Below are 20,453 nucleotides of genomic sequence, written 5' to 3' on the forward strand. Positions count from 1 at the left end.
CCTTCAGGAGAATAGGGGATGAGTCGCAAAGGATCTGAGCAGCAGGTCTCTCAAATCCCTACGTCGGTATTAACCGAATCAGGTTCGACGGGTCTCTCTCAGCCGTTTGCGGTCAGCAGGCGGCACCCCGTTGAGAACGTCACATTCTAGTCATTTCAGCGTCAGCGCGAAAGCGTTACAGCGCGGGCGGCGCAAACCAGGCAGATTTAAAATCGAACCAGCCGAGGGTATTCATCCGCACGCCGCGCATGCTGCGCTGACCTTCAAGCAGCAGCCAGTGATGGAACAGCGGATGCAGACCGGCCTCTTCCACTAACCGCTTGCTCCATTCGGCCAGCGGCAGCGTTTTTTCACGCCAGCGGGCGGCATCAGCGTGCCAGTCGATCGGCAGGCAGTGATGCAGCAGCGGGACCTCATACAGCTGGGCGAACAGCGACCAGGCCAATGGCAGTGTGAAGTTCACGCTGCCGAGCCAGATGTCGCTGTCGGCGTCGCCCTGATGCCAGCATTCGTAACTGACCTCGCGCGTCTCCAGCGTGACGCCGTGCTGCGCCAGCAGCGGACGTAACGCATTAGCGATCCCTTCGTGCTCAACGTGCTGGCTGTACCAGGTGAGCGTCAGATGAGTCAGGCCGGGCGGCTTTTCGACCGGGGCCAGATCGCGGCGGTGATGCCAGCGCGGCAGTAGACCATACGCCGGAAACCAGTAGCGCTGATAGCCGACGCCGGCGTGGTTGAGCAGGGCGATAGGATTAAACAGATAGCTGACCCAGCGCCGTATCGCCTCGTCACGGCCTTTTTCCGAACGCTGATCGAACAACAAATAGTAGCAGCCTTCTTCCAGCCGGCTCTCTTCCTGGATCTCATCCGCGCCGTCGCCCTGCAGGCGCACGCCCGCGTAGACCAGCTCATCGCTGATATCCGGCAATACCCAGATAGAGACGTCATCAATCAGCGCGCGAAAGCCAAAGTAATCATCAAAGGCTTCTATCTTCAGCTGACTTTCCTGATTACGGATCACGCTGTAAGGACCGGTGCCGATCGGCTGGCGGGCAAAGTCAGGCTGCGTGGGCCATTCGCGTGGCAGGATCATCGCGCTGACGCTGGCCAGCAACCAGGGTAACCAGTCGTCGGGCTGGCTTAAGGTGATATCCAGCGTCCACGGAGCGGGCGAGTCGAGCTGTTGAATATGGGAAAACAGCGGCTGCTGACGCTGACGTTCCAGCGTGGCGATAACATCGGCCATCTCCAGTTCGCGGCCATGATGAAAGCGAATCGCCGGACGCAGAAAGAAGCGCCAGTGGAGCGGGGAAGTCTGCTGCCAGTGATGGGCAATATCGGCCTCAATTTCCCCGTTTTCCTCATTTATGCGCGTCAGGCCATTAAAAATCTGACGGGCAATATGGGTTTCGGAGCGGCGCAGGGCGGAGCCCGGCAGCAGATTCAGCAGCGGGCGGTAGTAAAGCACCCGCAGAATGTGTTTTCCCTGACGGAAACTGCGGCCAAGGTGAGCACCAATCATCTGCCTGACCTGATTCTTATCGCCGACCAGCTGCACCAGCTGATCGATGCGATCCTGATCCAGCAGATCCTCAGCGCGCTGCTGCTGTAGCGCCAGTCCGGTGTAGCAGAAGGTGAGTTGTGAGCGCTTACCGCGTCCGGCTTCGGCCTGCCAGATTAACCAGCCAGCCGCCTGCATCCGGTTGAGTAAGTTGCGCATATGACGACGTGAACAGTGCAGCAGGTCAGCCAGTTCACTCAGGGTGATCTCCTGCGTCTGACCCTGGCAGCTTTGCCACAGACGTATGAACTGCTGCTTCAGGCGAGATGAGGACATAAAAGGGGAACTCCCGGTGAAAAGCGCTCTGTTTTTCTTGCCTCATTTTAAGGGCAAACTTTGCTCTATGGGAAGAGCGGGAGGCATTCAGCTATGAATGGCGTTCGACCCTCATGCCGCTGTTCAGCGGGATGCTTTTCTGAGTAGGGTGCAATTACACCGCCAGCAGATGATCTCTGCTGGCTTTTTTCATGCTGCACGGTATCGTCTACCCTTCTTCTCTTCCCCTGTTCATCCTGTAAGGGATTTCGGTATGAAATCGCTGTTAACGCGGCAGCGCCGCATCAATCCGGTTTACCTCGCTTTTATGGTCGCCTCGTTCATGCTCGGTGTGGCGGGCGCATTACAGGCACCGACCCTCAGCCTGTTTCTGACCCGTGAGGTGCAGGCCCGCCCATTCTGGGTCGGGCTTTTTTTCACTATCAATGCGGTGGCCGGTATCGTGGTAAGCATGCTGGTGGCAAAGCGATCGGACAGCGTCGGCGATCGCCGCAACATCATTCTGTTCTGCTGCCTGATGGCGCTGGTCAATGCGCTGCTGTTTGCCTTTACCCGTCATTATCTGACGCTGATTACCCTCGGGGTGCTGTTGTCTGCCTTAGCCAGCGTGTCGATGCCGCAGCTGTTCGCGCTGGCGCGTGAATATGCTGACCAGTCGGCGCGGGAAGCGGTGATGTTCAGTTCGGTGATGCGTGCGCAGCTGTCGCTGGCGTGGGTGATCGGACCGCCGCTGTCGTTCGCCCTGGCGCTAAACTACGGTTTCGTGACGCTGTTTATGGTAGCGGCGGCGCTGTTCCTGATCTGTATCGTACTGGTGTGGTTTACCCTGCCGTCGGTACCGCGTGCTGAGCCGCTGCTGCAAAGCGGTGGTCTGCCGTTAAGCGGCTGGCGTGACCGGGATGTGCGGCTGCTATTTCTGGCCTCGGTGACCATGTGGACCTGCAACACCATGTACATCATCGACATGCCGCTCTACATCAGTACCACGCTGGGATTGCCGGAAAAGCTGGCCGGTTTGCTGATGGGGACCGCGGCCGGACTGGAGATTCCGGTGATGCTGCTGGCCGGGCATTACGCCCGCAGGCTGGGCAAGCGGCGGCTGATGCTGCTGGCGGTGGCGGCAGGGGTGCTGTTTTATCTCGGGCTGGTGCTGTTCAACTCGCGCACCTCACTGATGGTTTTACAGCTGTTTAATGCGGTGTTTGTCGGGATTATCGCCGGCATCGGAATGTTGTGGTTCCAGGATTTAATGCCGGGGCGGCCAGGTGCCGCGACAACGATGTTCACCAACTCGATCTCGACCGGCATGATTCTGGCTGGGGTTATTCAGGGAACGTTAAGTGAGCGGCTGGGACATGAAGCAGTCTACTGGCTGGCATTTGTGCTGGCGATAGCGGCTTTTATTATGTCAGCGCGGGTACGCAACGTATAAAGAAGAAGGGCGACAGGATGCCGCCCTCATTGTGCTGACAAACCCAAATCCGGGTGAACCGGACCGCAGCTGACAAGCTTTATTCGCAGAGAACAGGGGCAGAGGAGGAAAGCGTCCCGGCAGGGAAGGCGCGGGACGAGCGGCCAGGGATGGTTTACGCGACTTTCCGATCTGACCGTGTTCCCTTCGCAGGCTCGGTCTAACCACTGGGGCAGAGCTGAGGTTGTCAGTAACAGCAGGGCGACCCGATGTCGCCCTGCTTTGACTCAATCAGCGCAGGAAGGCGGGCTGGTTCTGCTCATATTGCGAGATTGACGCTTCGTGTTGCAGCGTCAGGCCAATACTGTCGAGGCCGTTAATCATGCAGTGGCGGCGGAAGCTGTCGAGTTCGAACGGATAGACTTTATCACCCGCAGTGACCGTCTGAGCTTCCAGATCGACCGTAAAGCGAATGCCGGGTTGCGCCGCCACCAGTGTAAACATCTCATCCACTTCCTGTTCGCTTAATTTCACCGGCAACAGCTGGTTATTGAAGCTGTTGCCGTAAAAAATGTCCGCGAAGCTCGGCGCAATCACCACGTGGAAACCGAAATCGGTCAGCGCCCAGGGCGCATGCTCACGTGATGAGCCGCAGCCGAAGTTTTCACGCGCCAGCAGGATGCTGGTGCCTTTGAACTCGGGCTTGTTGAGCACAAAACCGGGCGTCGGTACGGTGCCGGCATCATCTTCAAAACGCCAGTCGTGGAACAGGTGCTGGCCGAAACCGGTGCGGGTTACTTTCTGCAAAAACTGCTTAGGAATAATGGCATCGGTATCGACGTTAGCCGCATCCAGTGGCGCAACAATACCGGTGTGCTGGGTGAATTTATTCGCCATTGGTTAAGCTCCTGTCGTCAGTTGACGGATATCGGCAAAATGGCCGGAAACGGCGGCGGCGGCGGCCATCGCCGGGCTGACTAAATGGGTCCGGCCACCGCGGCCCTGACGACCTTCAAAATTACGGTTGCTGGTTGAGGCGCAACGCTCGCCTGGGTTCAGACGGTCATTATTCATCGCCAGACACATTGAACAGCCGGGCAGACGCCATTCAAAACCAGCGTCGAGGAAGATTTTATCCAGACCTTCGGCTTCAGCCTGAGCTTTGACCGGACCGGAACCTGGCACCACCATGGCAATCACGCCAGGCGCGACTTTGCGGCCTTTGGCGATGGCGGCGGCAGCGCGCAGATCCTCAATGCGTGAGTTGGTGCAGGAGCCGATAAACACCTTATCAATCGCCACATCGGTCAGTTTAATGCCCGGTTGCAGATTCATGTAGGCCAGCGCTTTCTCCGCTGAAGCACGCTCGACCGGATCGGCGAACGAGGCGGGATTCGGGATCACCTGATCGACGGCAATCACCTGGCCCGGATTGGTACCCCAGGTGACCTGAGGAGCGATCTGTTCTGCGTGCAGAGTGACGACTGCATCAAATTTCGCGCCTTCATCTGACTTCAGGGTACGCCAGTAGGCCACAGCCTGTTCCCATTTCTCACCCTTTGGCGAGAACTGACGGCCTTTCAGGTAGTTGAATGTGGTCTCATCCGGCGCGACCAGGCCCGCTTTGGCTCCCATCTCAATTGCCATATTGCACAGGGTCATACGGCCTTCCATGCTCAGCGCTTCAATCGCCGGACCGCAGAACTCCACTACGTAACCGGTACCGCCCGCGCTGCCGGTTTTGCCGATGATCGCCAGCACGATATCTTTGGCGGTGATGCCGGTCGCGGCTTCGCCCAGCACTTCAATCTTCATGGTTTTCGCCCGACCCTGTTTCAGCGTCTGGGTGGCAAACACATGCTCGACTTCTGAGGTGCCGATACCAAAGGCCAGCGAGCCAAACGCGCCGTGTGTGGCGGTGTGCGAGTCGCCGCAGACGATGGTCATGCCCGGCAGGGTCATACCCTGCTCAGGACCGATAACGTGAACGATGCCCTGGAACGGGTGATTCAGGTCATACAGCTGGACGCCAAACTCGGCGCAGTTTTTCATCAGCTCCTGCATCTGAATACGCGCCATCTCACCCGATGCGTTGATATCTTTGGTCTGGGTTGAGACGTTGTGATCCATGGTGGCGAAGGTTTTTTCAGGCTGACGGACTTTACGTCCGTGCGCGCGCAGGCCATCAAACGCCTGTGGCGAGGTCACTTCATGGATCAGATGACGATCGATGTAGAGTAATGGCGTTTCATCTGGCGCTTCGTGGACGACATGTGCATCAAATAACTTCTGGTATAAGGTTTTCATTATTTTATTTTTCCTCGGCGATAAAGCGGGCAATGATGCTGCCCATCTCATCGGTGCTGACCGCAGGGCCGTCGCCGGCTAAATCTTTGGTGCGGTAGCCCTCTTCCAGCGCCCGGCTGATGGCGCGCTCAATGCTATCGGCGGCGTCATCGGCATTCAGGCTGTAACGTAACAGCAACGCCAGTGACAGGATCTGCGCCACCGGGTTGGCGATGTTCTGGCCCGCAATGTCTGGCGCAGAGCCACCGGCCGGTTCAAACAGACCAAAACCCTCTTCATTCAGGCTGGCGGAAGGCAGCATGCCCATTGAGCCAGTGATCATGGCGCACTCATCAGAGAGAATGTCACCGAACAGGTTAGAGCAGAGCAGCACGTCAAACTGCGACGGGTCTTTGATCAGCTGCATGGTGGCATTGTCGATATACATGTGGCTCAGCTGTACATCCGGATAATCTTTAGCAACCTCGTTGACGATCTCGCGCCACATTACCGAGGTCTGCAACACGTTGGCTTTATCGATTGAGGTCACTTTATGACGACGTTTGCGCGCCGACTCAAACGCGATGCGGGCGATGCGTTCGATTTCGAAACGGTGGTAAACCTCGGTATCGAATGCCCGCTCGTGCGGACCGCTGCCTTCGCGGCCTTTCGGCTGGCCGAAGTAGATGCCGCCAGTCAGTTCACGTACGCACAGAATGTCGAAGCCGCGGGCGGCGATGTCGCTGCGCAGCGGGCAAAAAGCTTCCAGTCCACTGTAGAGTGCTGCCGGACGCAGATTGCTGAACAGACGGAAGTGTTTACGCAACGGCAACAGCGCACCACGTTCAGGCTGAGATGCTGGCGGTAAGTGTTCCCACTTTGGCCCGCCAACCGAACCGAACAGAATAGCATCGGCCTGCTCACAGCCTGCCACGGTAGCTGGCGGTAACGGCTCGCCGTGTTGATCGATGGCGATGCCTCCAACCGCGTATTCACTGGTAGTGATGCGCATGTCGAAGCGTTGACGAATCGCATCTAACACCTTCATTGCCTGCGCCATCACTTCCGGGCCGATACCGTCACCCGATAAAACTGCAATATGGGAAGAGCTGGACATAGTTATACCGTTTCCTTCTGATCTTTAAATTTGCGCTGCAATTCTTGTTCAACCTGTCTGGCACGCCAGATGTTATTCAGGGCGTTAACCATCGCTTTGGCAGAAGATTCGACGATATCGGTCGCCAGACCGACGCCGTGGAATTTACGGTTGTTGTAGCTCACCACGATATCCACCTGACCCAGCGCATTTTCGCCGTGGCCCTTCGCGGTCAGTTTGTAGTTAACCAGTTCTGCATCCAGCTGGGTGATGCGATTGATCGCCTGATAAACGGCGTCAACCGGACCATTGCCGGTGGCGGCATCTGATTTGGTGCTCTCGCCGCAGCCCAGATTGACCGAGGCCGTGGCGGTAATGCTCGAACCGGTCTGGACGTTGAATTCGTTCAGCTGGAAATATTCCGGCTCTTCATTCTGTTTATTGATGAAGGCCAGCGCTTCCAGGTCGTAATCAAATACCTGACCTTTTTTATCGGCCAGCTTCAGGAAGGCGTCGTACAGGGTGTCCAGATTGTAATCGTGCTCTGCATAGCCCATCTCTTCCATACGGTGTTTAACCGCGGCGCGGCCAGAACGAGAGGTCAGGTTGAGCTGGATTTTGTGCAGGCCAATCGATTCAGGGGTCAGGATTTCATAGTTCTCGCGGTTCTTCAGCACGCCATCCTGGTGAATACCAGAGGAGTGGGCAAAGGCGTTTGAGCCGACCACTGCTTTGTTAGCCGGGATCGGCATATTACAGATCTGACTGACCATCTGGCTGGTGCGGTAGATTTCCTGATGATTGATATTGGTGTGGACATTCATGATCTGCTGGCGGGTTTTGATCGCCATGATCACCTCTTCCAGCGCACAGTTACCGGCACGTTCACCCAATCCATTCAGCGTGCCTTCAACCTGGCGGGCGCCCGCCTGAACCGCAGCCAGCGCATTACCGGTCGCCATGCCCAGGTCATCATGGGTATGTACTGACAGAATCGCTTTATCGATGTTCGGTACGCGCTGAATCAACTGGCTGATGATGTGGGCATATTCACCCGGCAGGGTATAGCCGACGGTATCCGGGATGTTAATGGTACGAGCACCGGCATTAATTGCCGCTTCAACCATCCGGCACAGATCGTCAATCGGGGTACGGCCACCGTCTTCACAGGAAAACTCAACGTCGTCGGTGTAGTTACGGGCGCGTTTCACCATCTTCACTGCACGTTCAATGACCTCGGGCAGCGTGCTGCGCAGTTTGGTGGCGATGTGCATCGGTGAGGTGGCGATAAAGGTATGAATACGGAAGGCGTCAGCAACGCGCAGTGACTCGTAGGCGGCGTCGATATCTTTTTCTACACAGCGCGCCAGGCCGCAAACCCGGCTGTTTTTGATGGTCCGCGCAATGGTTTGTACAGATTCAAAATCACCGGGTGAGGAAACCGGAAAACCGACTTCCATCACGTCTACGCCCATGCGCTCCAGCGCTAACGCAATCTGCAATTTTTCTTTCACACTCAGGCTGGCCTGTAATGCCTGTTCACCGTCGCGCAGAGTGGTATCGAAAATAATGACTTGCTGGCTCATCGTATTCATCCTTATGCATTTCTTGCCTTGCAACGAGCATAAAAAAACCCGCGACAGGCGCGGGTTTTTAACTTTCAGCAGGTTTGAATCAGTGTTTGATTCCGCCCACAAGTCTACCGCGCAAACTGAATGCGTTTAGTAGTAGACCGAGTAGGCGAGAAGAACGAAACATGGATTCAAACCTCATAAAATTGTGTGCTGCACATATTGGTACTGGAATCCCGGTGGGATGTCAACCTTCAATGAAGGGCTATTTATGCGGCTAAATAAGGAAAATATTCTGTCAGATATCGGCCAGCCAGCGTATTGAACAACTGCGCACGCGGCGCGGGTTAAAACAGACGATCGGTGGCGGCTGGTTGTGGCTTTGTATTTTATTAATTCACTGAAATTAAAGGATTTTATAATTTATCTTTCAGTCGGAGTAACCGGATTTATTTTCGCTGCTTCAGCATAATCGTATGAACTTTAATGATTTTAAGGTTAATTACGCCAGAAAAGAAATGCCACAGCAAATTGTGGGCTGCGGTAAGCGGCAATAACTTTTCGCTATTTCTTAGATCACGCTGAAAATAATTTCATCGCCAGCATTTTCCTCTGCGGTTGTGCGACGTGATTAGTGTATTCCGCGTAGCCCTTTCTTATCGCGCAGAGCCTTTACGTTGGCGCGGTTTAATTTGCGCGAGTTTGCGGTTTGCCTGCCAGGTTAACTGCGGTTATGGTAATCGTCCTACTCTCAAAACAATGAACTCAACAGATTTCTCTGTATCCGCAGGGCGGAACGCGTTTCCGCCGTGCGGGCATAAACATAAGGTTTTGATCTTACATTGGCAAAGCAGGTGCCTGGATGACGTAACGCACCACGCGCGTTAACGCAGCCTGGCCCTCACGCCTGGAGGCAGAAGATGGAGATGTTGTCAGGAGCCGAAATGGTCGTCCGTTCGTTAATCGATCAGGGCGTTAAGCAGGTATTCGGTTATCCGGGTGGCGCGGTGTTGGATATTTACGACGCGCTGCAAACGGTCGGGGGAATCGACCACGTTCTGGTGCGCCATGAACAGGGCGCGGTGCACATGGCCGATGGCCTGGCGCGCGCGACCGGCGAAGTCGGCGTGGTGCTGGTGACGTCCGGACCCGGCGCCACCAATGCGATTACCGGTATCGCCACGGCCTATATGGATTCAATCCCGCTGGTGATTCTGTCGGGGCAGGTGCCTTCGTCGCTGATCGGCTATGACGCCTTTCAGGAGTGCGACATGGTCGGCATCTCCCGTCCGGTGGTGAAACACAGTTTCCTGGTGAAAAACACCGAAGAGATCCCGACCGTGCTGAAAAAGGCGTTCTGGCTGGCGTCGAGCGGACGTCCGGGACCGGTGGTGATCGATCTGCCAAAAGACATTCTTAATCCGGCCAATAAACTGCCTTATCACTGGCCGGAAGAAGTGAGCATGCGCTCTTACAATCCAACGATTCAGGGGCACAAAGGGCAGATCAAACGTGCATTGAATACGCTGCTGGCAGCCCATAAGCCAGTGATCTACGTCGGTGGCGGCGCGATCACCTCAGGCTGTGAGGCGGAACTGCTGCAGCTGGCGGAGAGCCTGAACATCCCGGTCACCACCTCGCTGATGGGGCTGGGCGCGTTTCCTGGTACTCACCGTCAATGCGTCGGCATGCTGGGGATGCACGGCACCTACGAAGCCAATATGACCATGCACAATGCCGACCTGATTTTCGGCGTTGGGGTTCGCTTTGATGATCGTACCACTAACAACCTGGCAAAATATTGCCCGGATGCCACGGTGATGCACATTGATATCGATCCCACCTCCATCTCAAAAACGGTGGCGGCCGATATCCCGATCGTTGGCGATGCCCGCCAGGTGCTGCAGCAGATGCTGGAGCTACTGGCCCAGACTGACAGCAAACAGCCGCTCGACAGCCTGCGTGACTGGTGGCAATCGATTGAAAGCTGGCGCAGCCGTCAGTGCCTGGAATTTGATCGTACCAGCGCAAAAATTAAGCCGCAGGCGGTTATTGAAACCATCTGCCGCCTGACCAAAGGCGACGCTTATGTCACCTCTGACGTCGGTCAGCATCAGATGTTTGCGGCGCTGTACTACCAGTTTGATAAGCCGCGTCGCTGGATCAACTCCGGCGGTCTCGGCACCATGGGCTTTGGCCTGCCTGCCGCGCTCGGCGTGAAAATGGCGTTGCCGGATGAAACCGTTATTTGTGTCACCGGCGACGGCAGTATCCAGATGAACATTCAGGAGCTGTCGACCGCGCTGCAGTACAATCTGCCGGTGCTGGTACTGAACCTTAACAACCGTTTCCTCGGCATGGTGAAACAGTGGCAGGACATGATCTATTCCGGCCGCCACTCCCAGTCTTATATGGAATCGCTGCCTGATTTCGTCCGGCTGGCAGAAGCCTATGGGCATGTCGGAATCGCCATTGAGCATCCGGCGGAGCTGGAAGAGAAGCTGACGCTGGCGCTGGAAACACTGGCGCAGGGACGGCTGGTATTTGTGGATGTCACCGTCGACGGCAGTGAGCACGTTTATCCGATGCAGATTCGCGGTGGCAGCATGGATGAGATGTGGTTAAGCAAAACGGAGAGGACATAACTATGCGTCGCATTTTATCGGTTCTGCTGGAGAACGAATCCGGCGCATTATCCCGCGTGGTCGGCCTGTTCTCACAGCGTGGCTATAACATCGAAAGCCTGACCGTTGCGCCAACGGACGATCCGACGCTATCGCGAATGACGATACAGACCGTCGGCGATCAGAAGGTGCTGGAGCAGATCGAGAAGCAGCTGCACAAGCTGGTTGATGTGCTGCGCGTGACCGAACTGGGGCAGGGCGCGTACGTTGAGCGTGAAATTATGCTGGTGAAAATTCAGGCCAGCGGCTACGGCCGGGAAGAGGTGAAGCGCAATGCGGAAATCTTCCGGGGCCAGATTATTGATGTGACCCCGACGCTGTATACGGTTCAGCTTGCCGGCACCAGCGACAAACTGGACGCATTCCTGAATACCGTGCGCGATGTGGCGGAGATTGTCGAAGTGGCACGCTCCGGAATCGTCGGGGTGTCGCGTGGCGATCGCATCATGCGTTAATCACCTTGCGTAATCACTCAGGATGACTCTAACCCGGCGAAATGCCGGGTTTTTTTATTTTTTATGCGCCAGACCAGTTACATTCAGAAAAGCGGTTGCTCCGCGCACTTTTCTGCTGTTAGATGATAACCATGAGTTGTCCATAGCTTAACTGCGGCTATTTTAGTCGTGCGAACGGCTTTGATTGAGGGTTATCGTGAAACTGGATGAAATTGCGCGTCTGGCGGGCGTATCGCGTACCACGGCCAGTTATGTGATTAATGGCAAAGCGCGGCAGTATCGTGTCAGCGACAAAACCGTTGAGAAAGTGATGGCGGTGGTGCGTGAGCACAATTACCACCCGAATGCAGTGGCGGCCGGACTGCGCGCCGGGCGCACCCGTTCCATTGGCTTAGTCATTCCCGATCTGGAAAATACCAGCTATACCCGCATCGCGAATTATCTTGAGCGTCAGGCACGGCAGCGGGGTTATCAGTTGCTGATCGCCTGTTCAGAAGATCAGCCGGATAATGAGATGCGCTGCATTGAGCATCTGCTGCAACGGCAGGTTGATGCGATCATCGTTTCTACTTCATTACCGCCAGAGCATCCGTTTTATCAGCGCTGGATCAACGATCCTCTGCCCATCATCGCCTTAGACCGCGCCCTCGATCGCGAGCACTTCACCAGCGTGGTGGGTGCCGATCAGGATGATGCCTATACGCTGGCCGCCGAATTACGTCAGCTCGAGGTTAAAAATGTGCTGTTTCTCGGCGCGCTACCCGAACTGTCGGTCAGTTACCTGCGTGAGATGGGCTTCCGCGACGCGTGGAAAGAGGATAGTCGTCCAATCGACTACATCTACTGCAACAGTTTTGAGCGTACCGCTGCTGCGGCGCTGTTCGAAAAGTACCTTGAAGATCATCCGATGCCTGAGGCGCTGTTCACCACGTCGTTTGGCCTGCTACAGGGCGTGATGGATGTGACGCTGAAACGTGACGGACGGCTCCCGACCGAGCTGGCTATCGCGACCTTTGGCGACCACGAATTACTGGACTTTCTTGAGTGTCCGGTGCTGGCGGTGGGTCAGCGCCATCGTGACGTGGCGGAGCGGGTACTGGAATTAGTTTTAGCCTCCTTAGACGAACCGAGAAAACCGAAACCGGGGTTAACCCGCATCCGGCGTAATTTATACCGTCGCGGACAATTAAGCCGAAAAGTTAAATGAGTGACGGGCAGTATTAAGCTGCCCGCCTGTTTTAAATTGTGGCCTTTGGCGGTTCTGATAGCGGGAGGAGGTAAAAAAGCGTAAATTCTGCTCACTGAATCTAACAAATCAAAAAGCTTTATTTTTTATTATTTGTTTACAACTTCAACAAACCTTCTGTTCCCGTCCCGCCTGAAGCCGCTGGGCTTCCTTTAAGAAATCCCCTAAAATGCCGCCGCTGTCTCAGAAACTGCGATAAATATTTAGCGCTTTACATTGTTTCATTTTTAGCCGTTTTTCCCCGGCCCGCTATTTTTATTCAGGTATTCATCAGCTTAATTTTTATTTTTGCCTTTTATTTGAATATAACGTCGCCAGACGCTAATTCACCGGTCTGCAAATAGTGATATTCAACTGCCGCTCCGGCTTGACAAGGATTTCATCGGGTCCTTAAACTCGTTTCGTGGTAAAAAGTGGGATAAAGTGGCGCAAATGGGTGAGCGGGGGGTAAGGCTGGCATGTTCCGCGGAGCAACGTTAGTCAATCTCGACAGTAAAGGGCGGCTCGCAGTACCAACGCGATATCGCGATTTACTGAACAGCGAGTCTCAGGGGCAGATGGTCTGTACCATCGACCTCCACCAGCCATGTCTGTTGCTTTATACCCTGCCCGAATGGGAAATCATTGAAAAAAAGCTGGCCCGCTTATCCAGTATGAATCCACTTGAGCGCCGCGTGCAGCGCCTGTTACTGGGCCATGCCAGTGAGTGTCAGATGGATAATGCAGGGCGCTTGTTGCTGGCGAATACGCTTCGCCAACACGCTAAATTAACCAAAGAAGTGATGCTGGTTGGACAGTTCAATAAGTTTGAACTGTGGGATGAACAGACCTGGTATCAACAAGTCAGGGACGATATTGACGCAGAACAGTCGGCTCAGGAGCCTTTATCTGAGCGGTTGCAGGACTTGTCGCTATAGCTATGCAGGAAAATTTTAAACATACCACCGTGCTGTTGGATGAGGCGGTTAACGGCCTCAATATCAGGGAAGACGGGATTTACATCGACGGCACATTCGGTCGTGGCGGTCATTCGCGCTTAATTCTTTCGCAGCTTGGGGCGAAGGGAAAGCTCATCGCTATCGATCGTGACCCGCAAGCTATTGCCGCGGCCGCTGAGATCACCGATCCGCGCTTCTCCATTATTCATGGTCCTTTTTCCGCGCTGGCGGAGTACGTTTCTGAACGGGGATTAGTCGGCAAAATTGACGGCATTTTACTGGATTTAGGCGTGTCGTCGCCGCAGCTGGATGATGCCGGACGCGGCTTCTCCTTTATGCGCGACGGACCACTGGATATGCGAATGGACCCGTCGCGGGGTCATTCCGCCGCTGAGTGGTTGCTCCACGCTGAAGAAGCCGACATCGCTTTCGTGCTGAAGACCTATGGCGAAGAGCGTTTCGCCAAACGTATCGCCCGCGCCATTGTTGAGCGTAACCGCGAGCAGCCGATGACACGTACCAAAGAGCTGGCTGAGGTGATCGCCATCGCCACGCCGGTGAAAGATAAATTTAAGCATCCGGCGACGCGCAGCTTCCAGGCGATTCGAATCTGGATCAACAGTGAACTGGAAGAGATCGACATTGCGCTGAAAGGCGCGGTTGAGGTGCTGGCACCGCAGGGACGTCTGTCGGTCATCAGCTTTCACTCACTGGAAGATCGGCTGGTGAAACGCTTTATGCGCGATCAGAGCCGCGGGCCGCAGGTGCCAGCTGGATTACCAATGACGGAACAGCAGTTACGCGCGCTGGGCGGACGAGAACTTAAGTTGCTGGGCAAACTGTCGCCGGGCGAGGCTGAAGTGGCTGAAAACCCACGCGCGCGCAGCTCGGTATTACGAATCGCGGAGAAGACCGACGCATGATCGGTAATGAGCGCCACAGCCTGCCTGGCGTGATTGGCGGCGATCTGCTGCGGAAAGGCAAGATTCCGGTGTTGCTGCTGATCGCCGTGCTGGTTTCTGCGGTACTGGTGGTCACCACCACGCACAAAACGCGCTTGCTGACGGCGCAACGTGAACAGCTGGTACTGGAGCGGGATGCGCTGGATATCGAATGGCGCAACCTGATCCTGGAAGAGAACGCCCTGGGCGATCACAGTCGTGTTGAACGAATCGCAACCGAGAAGTTGCAATTGCAGCATGTTGATCCTTCACAAGAAAATATTGTGGTGCAGAAATAAGGACCTCAGATAGCGAATGAGCGGCGCAGGCAGAACGCTGAAGTTGAAGAAACCGGAAGATAAAGCCAGCTTTGTAAGCTGGCGTTTTGCGTTGCTGTGCGGCTGTATTTTGCTGGCACTGGGAGGATTACTGTCGCGTGTTGCCTGGCTGCAGGTGATTAATCCTGACAGGCTGGTGAAAGAGGGCGATCTGCGCTCGCTGCGCGTTCAGGCGGTGCCGACGTCGCGCGGTATGATCAGCGACCGCGCCGGACGACCGCTGGCAGTGAGCGTGCCGGTCAACGCTATCTGGGCCGATCCCAAAGAGCTGCATGCCGGCGGCGGCGTAACGCTGGACAGCCGCTGGAAGGCGCTGTCGGATGCGCTTTCGATTCCGCTCGACCAGTTGGCCGCGCGGGTTAACGCCAATCCCAAAGGCCGCTTTGTCTATCTGGCGCGCCAGGTCAATCCGGCCATCGGCGAGTACGTCAAAAAATTGAAACTGCCTGGTATCCATCTGCGTGAAGAGTCACGCCGTTACTACCCGGCGGGGCAGGTCACGTCTCATCTGATTGGTTTTACCAATATCGACGGTCAGGGTATCGAAGGGGTCGAAAAAAGCTTTGATAAATGGCTGACCGGTGCACCGGGCGAACGAACGGTGCGTAAAGACCGATTTGGTCGGGTAATCGAAGATATCTCCTCGGTGGATAGCCGCGCTGCGCATAACCTGACCCTGAGCATCGATGAGCGCTTACAGGCGCTGGTCTATCGCGAACTGAACAACGCCGTCGCCTTTAACAAAGCTGAATCGGGCACTGCGGTGCTGGTAGACGTGAATACCGGCGAAGTGCTGGCGATGGCCAACAGCCCGGCTTACAACCCGAATAACCTCAGCAACACGCCGAAAGATCTGATGCGTAACCGCGCCATCACCGACATCTTCGAGCCGGGTTCTACCGTCAAGCCAATGGTGGTGATGACCGCCCTGCAGCGCGGTGTGGTCAAAGAGAATAGCGTACTGAATACCGTGCCGTACCGCGTCAATGGTCATGAGATCAAAGACGTGGCGCGCTACAGCGAACTGACCCTGACCGGGGTTTTACAGAAATCGAGTAACGTCGGGGTTTCACGTCTGGCGTTAGCGATGCCTTCCTCAGCGCTGGTAGATACTTACGCGCGCTTTGGGCTAGGTAAACCGACCAATTTGGGGCTGGTCGGGGAAAGCAGTGGCTTATACCCTCAAAAACAACGGTGGTCCGACATAGAGAGGGCCACCTTCTCTTTCGGCTACGGGCTAATGGTAACGCCGTTACAGTTAGCGCGAGTCTACGCAACCATTGGCAGCTACGGCATCAACCGTCCGCTGTCGATCACTAAGGTCGATCCCCCTGTCGCGGGACAACGCGTTTTCGATGAGTCACTGGTTAAAACCGTGATGCACATGATGGAAAGCGTGGCGCTGCCCGGCGGCGGCGGGGTGAAAGCGGCGATTAAAGGCTATCGCATCGCCATCAAAACCGGTACCGCTAAAAAAGTCGGGCCGGATGGACGCTACGTCAATAAATACATTGCTTATACCGCAGGCGTCGCGCCTGCCAGTCATCCTCGATTCGCGCTGGTGGTGGTGATCAACGATCCCCAGGCCGGCAAGTACTACGGTGGTGCGGTTTCTGCGCCGGTGTTTGGTGCCATCATGGGCGGCGTACTGCGCACCATGAACATCGAGCCGGATGCGTTACCAACCAATGACAAGAACGAGTTGGTGACTAACAGAAGTGAGGAATCAAGTGACAGATCGTAACCTGCGCGACTTACTCGGCCCCTGGGTGCCAGGCGCGCCGGCGCGTCCACTGCGTGACATGACACTGGATAGCCGTACCGCGGCTTCCGGCGATCTGTTTGTCGCTATTGCAGGCCATCAGGCCGATGGACGCCGTTTCATCCCGCAGGCGATTGCACAAGGCGTTGCCGCCGTGGTGGCCGAAGCCGAAGGGGAAGCGGCCGATGGCGAAATCCGTGAAATGCACGGCGTACCGGTTATCTATCTGACGCAGCTGCATCAGCGTCTGTCAGCATTAGCCGGACGTTTCTATCAGCAGCCGGGCGAAAAACAGACGCTGATCGGCGTCACCGGCACCAACGGAAAAACCACCACCACCCAGTTGCTGGCGCAGTGGGCCAACCTGCTGGGCGAAACCAGTGCAGTGATGGGGACGGTGGGCAACGGATTGATCGGCCAGCTTGTGCCGGCGGAAAACACCACCGGCTCAGCGGTCGATGTTCAGCATCTGCTGCACGATCTGGCGGAACAAGGTGCCACACTGACCGCGATGGAGGTTTCTTCACACGGCCTGGTTCAGCACCGTGTCGCGGCGTTGCCGTTTGCGGCCGCCGTATTCACCAATCTCAGCCGCGATCACCTCGATTATCACGGCGATATGCAGCGCTATGAGTCCGCCAAATGGCTGCTGTTCTCTGAGCATCAGGTTGGTCAGGCGATTCTGAACGCCGATGATGAAGTCGGCCGTCGCTGGCTGGCCAGCCTGCCTGATGCCGTTGCCGTGACGATGGAAAATAATTTACAGCCTGGCTGCCACGGCCGCTGGCTGAAAGCCGACGCGGTGCAGTATCACGATAACGGCGCGAACATCCGCTTCAGCTCCAGCTGGGGCGAAGGCGAGATCGACAGCCGTCTGATGGGAGCGTTCAACGTCAGCAACTTACTGCTGGCGCTGGCGACGCTGCTGGCACTTGACTATCCGCTTGACGCACTGATCAACGCAGCATCGAAGTTGCAGCCGGTCAACGGCCGGATGGAAGTGTTTAGTGCTGATGGCAAACCGACGGTAGTGGTTGATTATGCCCACACCCCGGATGCGCTGGAAAAAGCGCTGGAAGCCGCACGCCTGCACTGCACAGGAAAACTGTGGTGCCTGTTTGGCTGCGGCGGCGATCGTGATAAAGGCAAACGTCCGTTAATGGGCGCCATTGCTGAGCAATTCGCCGATGTAGTGGTGATCACCGATGACAACCCACGCAGTGAGGATCCGCAGGCGATTGTGAAAGATATCCTGACCGGCCTGCTGGACCCGGGGCGCGCCCGCGTCGTCTCCGGGCGTGCGCAGGCGGTGACAAACACCATCATGCAGGCGCAGCCGGAAGATATCGTGTTGGTGGCGGGTAAAGGCCACGAAGACTACCAGATTATCGGCAATCGCCGGCTGGATTACTCCGATCGTGCCACGGTAGCGGCGCTGCTGGGAGGCGCGGCATGATCCCGGTTTCCTTAAAGACGCTCGCTGACATCACCGGCGGCACGCTGTATGGCAGTGATTTAACCGTGACGGACGTCACCACGGACACCCGCAAGGTAACGGCAGGCAGCCTGTTTATCGCGCTGGTTGGCGAACGTTTTGATGCCCATGACTTTGTGGGTGATGCAATTGCTAGCGGCGCGCAGGCGCTGTTAGTGAGTAAGCATTTACCTGTCGCCGTTCCGCAGGTAGTGGTTGAAGATACCCGACTGGGCTTTGGCAAGCTGGCGGCCTGGGTACGCCAGCAGGCGACAGCCCGGGTCGTAGCGCTGACCGGTTCATCCGGAAAAACGTCGGTCAAAGAGATGACCGCAGCGATCCTGCGCCAGTGCGGTGAAACCCTCTATACCGCCGGTAACCTTAACAACGATTTTGGCGTCCCGATGACGCTGCTGCGTCTGACCAGAGAGCATCAGTATGCGGTGATTGAGCTGGGTGCTAATCATCAGGGCGAGATCGCGTACACCACCGATCTGGTGCGGCCGGAGAGCGCGCTGGTCAACAACCTGGCGGCGGCGCATCTGGAAGGATTTGGCTCGCTGGCAGGCGTCGCTAAAGCCAAAGGTGAAATATTTATGGGATTGCCCGCCAACGGTACGGCGATCCTTAATGCGGATAGCAATGACTGGCCGAACTGGCAGGCGCATCTGCAGGACCAGACGGTGTGGCGCTTCTCGCCGCAGGCGGCCGGATGTGACTTCTCTGCTCGTGATATCAGCATTGCGCATGATGGCACCCACTTTGTGATGGTGACGCCGCGCGGTGAGGTGGCGATTACGCTGCCGCTGCCGGGACGGCATAACGTCGCCAACGCGCTGGCCGCGGCGGCTCTGGCGCTGTCGGTTGATGCTCCGCTGAGCGCGATACAACAAGGGCTAAAAACCCTGCAGTCGGTGCCGGGCCGCCTGTTCCCGATACGTTTATCTGCGCACCAGTTGCTGCTGGATGACAGCTATAACGCTAACGTCGGATCGATGACCGCTGCGGCGCAGGTACTGTCAGAAATGCCGGGTTATCGGGTGATGGTCACTGGCGATATGGCGGAACTGGGTGAAGAGACCGAACAGTGTCACCGTGAAGTCGGGCTGGCGGCGCGTGCTGCCGGTATCGATAAGGTCCTGAGCGTGGGGAGCGTTAGCCAGTTGATCAGCGAAAGCAGCGGCGTTGGCGAACATTTCAGCGATAAAACCGCCCTGACTGAACGTTTACGTCAGCTGTTGTCCGAACACAAAGAAATGACTGTCTTGATTAAAGGTTCGCGTAGTGCCGCCATGGAGCAGGTAGTACAGAGCTTACAGGAGAAAGGAACATGTTAGTTTGGCTGGCCGAGCATCTGGTCGCTTTTTATTCGGGCTTTAACGTCTTTTCGTATCTGACGTTTCGCGCCATTGTCAGCCTGCTGACCGCGTTGTTTATCTCCCTGTGGATGGGGCCGCGCCTGATTGCCTGGCTGCAAAAATTGCAGATTGGTCAGGTAGTTCGTAACGATGGCCCGGAATCGCACTTCAGCAAGCGCGGCACCCCGACCATGGGCGGCATCATGATCCTCACCTCAATCACCATTTCGGTGTTGATGTGGGCTTATCCGTCAAACCCGTATGTCTGGTGCGTGCTGGTGGTGCTGATCGGCTTCGGGATCATCGGTTTTGTCGACGACTACCGCAAGGTGGTGCGCAAAGATACTAAGGGCCTGATCGCCCGCTGGAAATATTTCTGGATGTCGGTGATTTCGCTCGGCGTGGCGTTTGCCCTGTATGTCGCCGGCAAGGATACCCCCGCAACGCAACTGGTGGTGCCGTTTTTCAAAGACATCATGCCGCAGCTGGGGCTGTTTTATGTGCTGCTGGCCTACTTTGTGATTGTCGGCACCGGCAATGCCGTCAACCTGACCGATGGCCTTGATGGGCTGGCAATTATGCCAACGGTATTTGTGGCGGCTGGCTTCGCGCTGGTGGCCTGGGCAACCGGGAACGTGAAGTTTGCCGAGTATTTGCACATTCCTTATTTGCGTCATGCCGGTGAGCTGGTGATTGTCTGTACCGCTATCGTCGGGGCAGGGCTGGGGTTCCTGTGGTTCAACACCTATCCGGCTCAGGTCTTTATGGGCGATGTGGGTTCGCTGGCGTTAGGCGGCGCACTGGGCACTATTGCGGTGCTGCTGCGTCAGGAGTTTTTACTGGTGATCATGGGTGGCGTATTCGTGGTTGAAACGCTGTCGGTGATCCTGCAGGTGGGATCGTTTAAGTTGCGCGGCCAGCGTATTTTCCGCATGGCACCGATCCATCACCACTATGAACTGAAGGGCTGGCCGGAACCGCGCGTCATTGTGCGCTTCTGGATTATTTCGCTAATGCTGGTGCTGATTGGCCTGGCCACGCTGAAGGTGCGTTAAT

General features: G+C 56.2%; 17 protein-coding genes and 1 riboswitch. Of the genes, 11 read left to right on the top strand and 6 right to left on the bottom strand.

The genetic code is table 11. The annotated features are described in order from the left end of the window. Positions 1 to 37: 37 nt before the first annotated feature. Positions 38 to 140: riboswitch (TPP riboswitch) on the bottom strand. 35 nt (positions 141 to 175) lie between these two features. Beyond that, positions 176 to 1,837 (bottom strand): HTH-type transcriptional regulator SgrR, encoded by a 1,662-nt coding sequence (gene sgrR, locus ABIB18_RS08290; protein WP_046289186.1) that lies wholly within the window; start codon positions 1,835 to 1,837, stop codon positions 176 to 178. Between the two features lie 253 nt (positions 1,838 to 2,090). Between sgrR and ABIB18_RS08295 the strand changes: the two genes are divergently transcribed. Further along, positions 2,091 to 3,269, top strand: a complete 1,179-nt coding sequence (locus ABIB18_RS08295; RefSeq protein WP_031375989.1) for an MFS transporter — start codon at positions 2,091 to 2,093, stop codon at positions 3,267 to 3,269. Positions 3,270 to 3,539: 270 nt separating this feature from the next. Here ABIB18_RS08295 and leuD read toward each other — a convergent pair whose 3' ends face one another. The 5 genes from leuD to leuL form a co-directional block, all read right to left on the bottom strand. Then, positions 3,540 to 4,145 carry a 3-isopropylmalate dehydratase small subunit gene (leuD, locus tag ABIB18_RS08300; protein WP_316553830.1) on the bottom strand — a complete coding sequence of 202 codons (606 nt, stop codon included), beginning with the start codon at positions 4,143 to 4,145 and terminating at the stop codon, positions 3,540 to 3,542. A 3-nt stretch (positions 4,146 to 4,148) separates the two neighbouring features. Next, positions 4,149 to 5,555, bottom strand: a complete 1,407-nt coding sequence (gene leuC, locus ABIB18_RS08305) for a 3-isopropylmalate dehydratase large subunit (protein WP_316553832.1) — start codon at positions 5,553 to 5,555, stop codon at positions 4,149 to 4,151. Between the two features lie 4 nt (positions 5,556 to 5,559). Next, positions 5,560 to 6,651, bottom strand: a complete 1,092-nt coding sequence (gene leuB / locus ABIB18_RS08310; RefSeq protein ID WP_046289187.1) for a 3-isopropylmalate dehydrogenase — start codon at positions 6,649 to 6,651, stop codon at positions 5,560 to 5,562. Positions 6,652 to 6,653: 2 nt separating this feature from the next. Then, positions 6,654 to 8,216: a 2-isopropylmalate synthase gene (gene leuA, locus ABIB18_RS08315; protein ID WP_046289188.1), complete on the bottom strand. Its 1,563-nt coding sequence runs from the start codon at positions 8,214 to 8,216 to the stop codon at positions 6,654 to 6,656. Positions 8,217 to 8,304: 88 nt separating this feature from the next. After that, the gene (gene leuL / locus ABIB18_RS08320) at positions 8,305 to 8,403 is read right to left on the bottom strand and encodes a leu operon leader peptide (protein ID WP_193387671.1); all 99 of its coding nucleotides are present in this window, start codon (positions 8,401 to 8,403) and stop codon (positions 8,305 to 8,307) included. Between the two features lie 718 nt (positions 8,404 to 9,121). Here leuL and ilvI point away from each other — a divergent pair. The 10 genes from ilvI (at position 9,122) to mraY (ending at position 20,452) form a co-directional block, all read left to right on the top strand. Further along, positions 9,122 to 10,846 carry an acetolactate synthase 3 large subunit gene (gene ilvI / locus ABIB18_RS08325; RefSeq protein WP_031375986.1) on the top strand — a complete coding sequence of 575 codons (1,725 nt, stop codon included), beginning with the start codon at positions 9,122 to 9,124 and terminating at the stop codon, positions 10,844 to 10,846. A 2-nt stretch (positions 10,847 to 10,848) separates the two neighbouring features. Beyond that, complete coding sequence (gene ilvN / locus ABIB18_RS08330) at positions 10,849 to 11,340, top strand: acetolactate synthase small subunit (protein WP_010253849.1); 492 nt, start codon at positions 10,849 to 10,851, stop codon at positions 11,338 to 11,340. A gap of 196 nt (positions 11,341 to 11,536) precedes the next feature. Next, positions 11,537 to 12,547, top strand: coding sequence for a catabolite repressor/activator (gene cra, locus ABIB18_RS08335; RefSeq protein WP_354473959.1), 1,011 nt, complete (start codon positions 11,537 to 11,539; stop codon positions 12,545 to 12,547). Between the two features lie 497 nt (positions 12,548 to 13,044). After that, on the top strand, positions 13,045 to 13,503 hold the full coding sequence (mraZ, locus tag ABIB18_RS08340; protein ID WP_069728434.1) for a division/cell wall cluster transcriptional repressor MraZ: 459 nt from the start codon (positions 13,045 to 13,047) through the stop codon (positions 13,501 to 13,503). Between the two features lie 2 nt (positions 13,504 to 13,505). Then, positions 13,506 to 14,447, top strand: coding sequence for a 16S rRNA (cytosine(1402)-N(4))-methyltransferase RsmH (gene rsmH / locus ABIB18_RS08345; RefSeq protein ID WP_354473960.1), 942 nt, complete (start codon positions 13,506 to 13,508; stop codon positions 14,445 to 14,447). Then, the gene (gene ftsL / locus ABIB18_RS08350) at positions 14,444 to 14,764 is read left to right on the top strand and encodes a cell division protein FtsL (protein ID WP_031375982.1); all 321 of its coding nucleotides are present in this window, start codon (positions 14,444 to 14,446) and stop codon (positions 14,762 to 14,764) included. Before rsmH ends, ftsL begins: the two co-directional genes overlap by 4 nt. 16 nt (positions 14,765 to 14,780) lie before the next feature. Then, the gene (ftsI, locus tag ABIB18_RS08355; protein ID WP_031375981.1) at positions 14,781 to 16,547 is read left to right on the top strand and encodes a peptidoglycan DD-transpeptidase PBP3; all 1,767 of its coding nucleotides are present in this window, start codon (positions 14,781 to 14,783) and stop codon (positions 16,545 to 16,547) included. Then, on the top strand, positions 16,534 to 18,021 hold the full coding sequence (gene murE, locus ABIB18_RS08360; RefSeq protein ID WP_089561375.1) for a UDP-N-acetylmuramoyl-L-alanyl-D-glutamate--2,6-diaminopimelate ligase: 1,488 nt from the start codon (positions 16,534 to 16,536) through the stop codon (positions 18,019 to 18,021). Before ftsI ends, murE begins: the two co-directional genes overlap by 14 nt. Beyond that, positions 18,018 to 19,376, top strand: coding sequence for a UDP-N-acetylmuramoyl-tripeptide--D-alanyl-D-alanine ligase (gene murF / locus ABIB18_RS08365; protein ID WP_354473961.1), 1,359 nt, complete (start codon positions 18,018 to 18,020; stop codon positions 19,374 to 19,376). Before murE ends, murF begins: the two co-directional genes overlap by 4 nt. After that, complete coding sequence (gene mraY / locus ABIB18_RS08370; protein WP_031375978.1) at positions 19,370 to 20,452, top strand: phospho-N-acetylmuramoyl-pentapeptide-transferase; 1,083 nt, start codon at positions 19,370 to 19,372, stop codon at positions 20,450 to 20,452. Before murF ends, mraY begins: the two co-directional genes overlap by 7 nt. Position 20,453: the final 1 nt, after the last annotated feature.

Source organism: Pantoea sp. UYEF8, assembly GCF_040546285.1.
In the GTDB taxonomy this organism is placed as follows: domain Bacteria; phylum Pseudomonadota; class Gammaproteobacteria; order Enterobacterales; family Enterobacteriaceae; genus Pantoea; species Pantoea brenneri.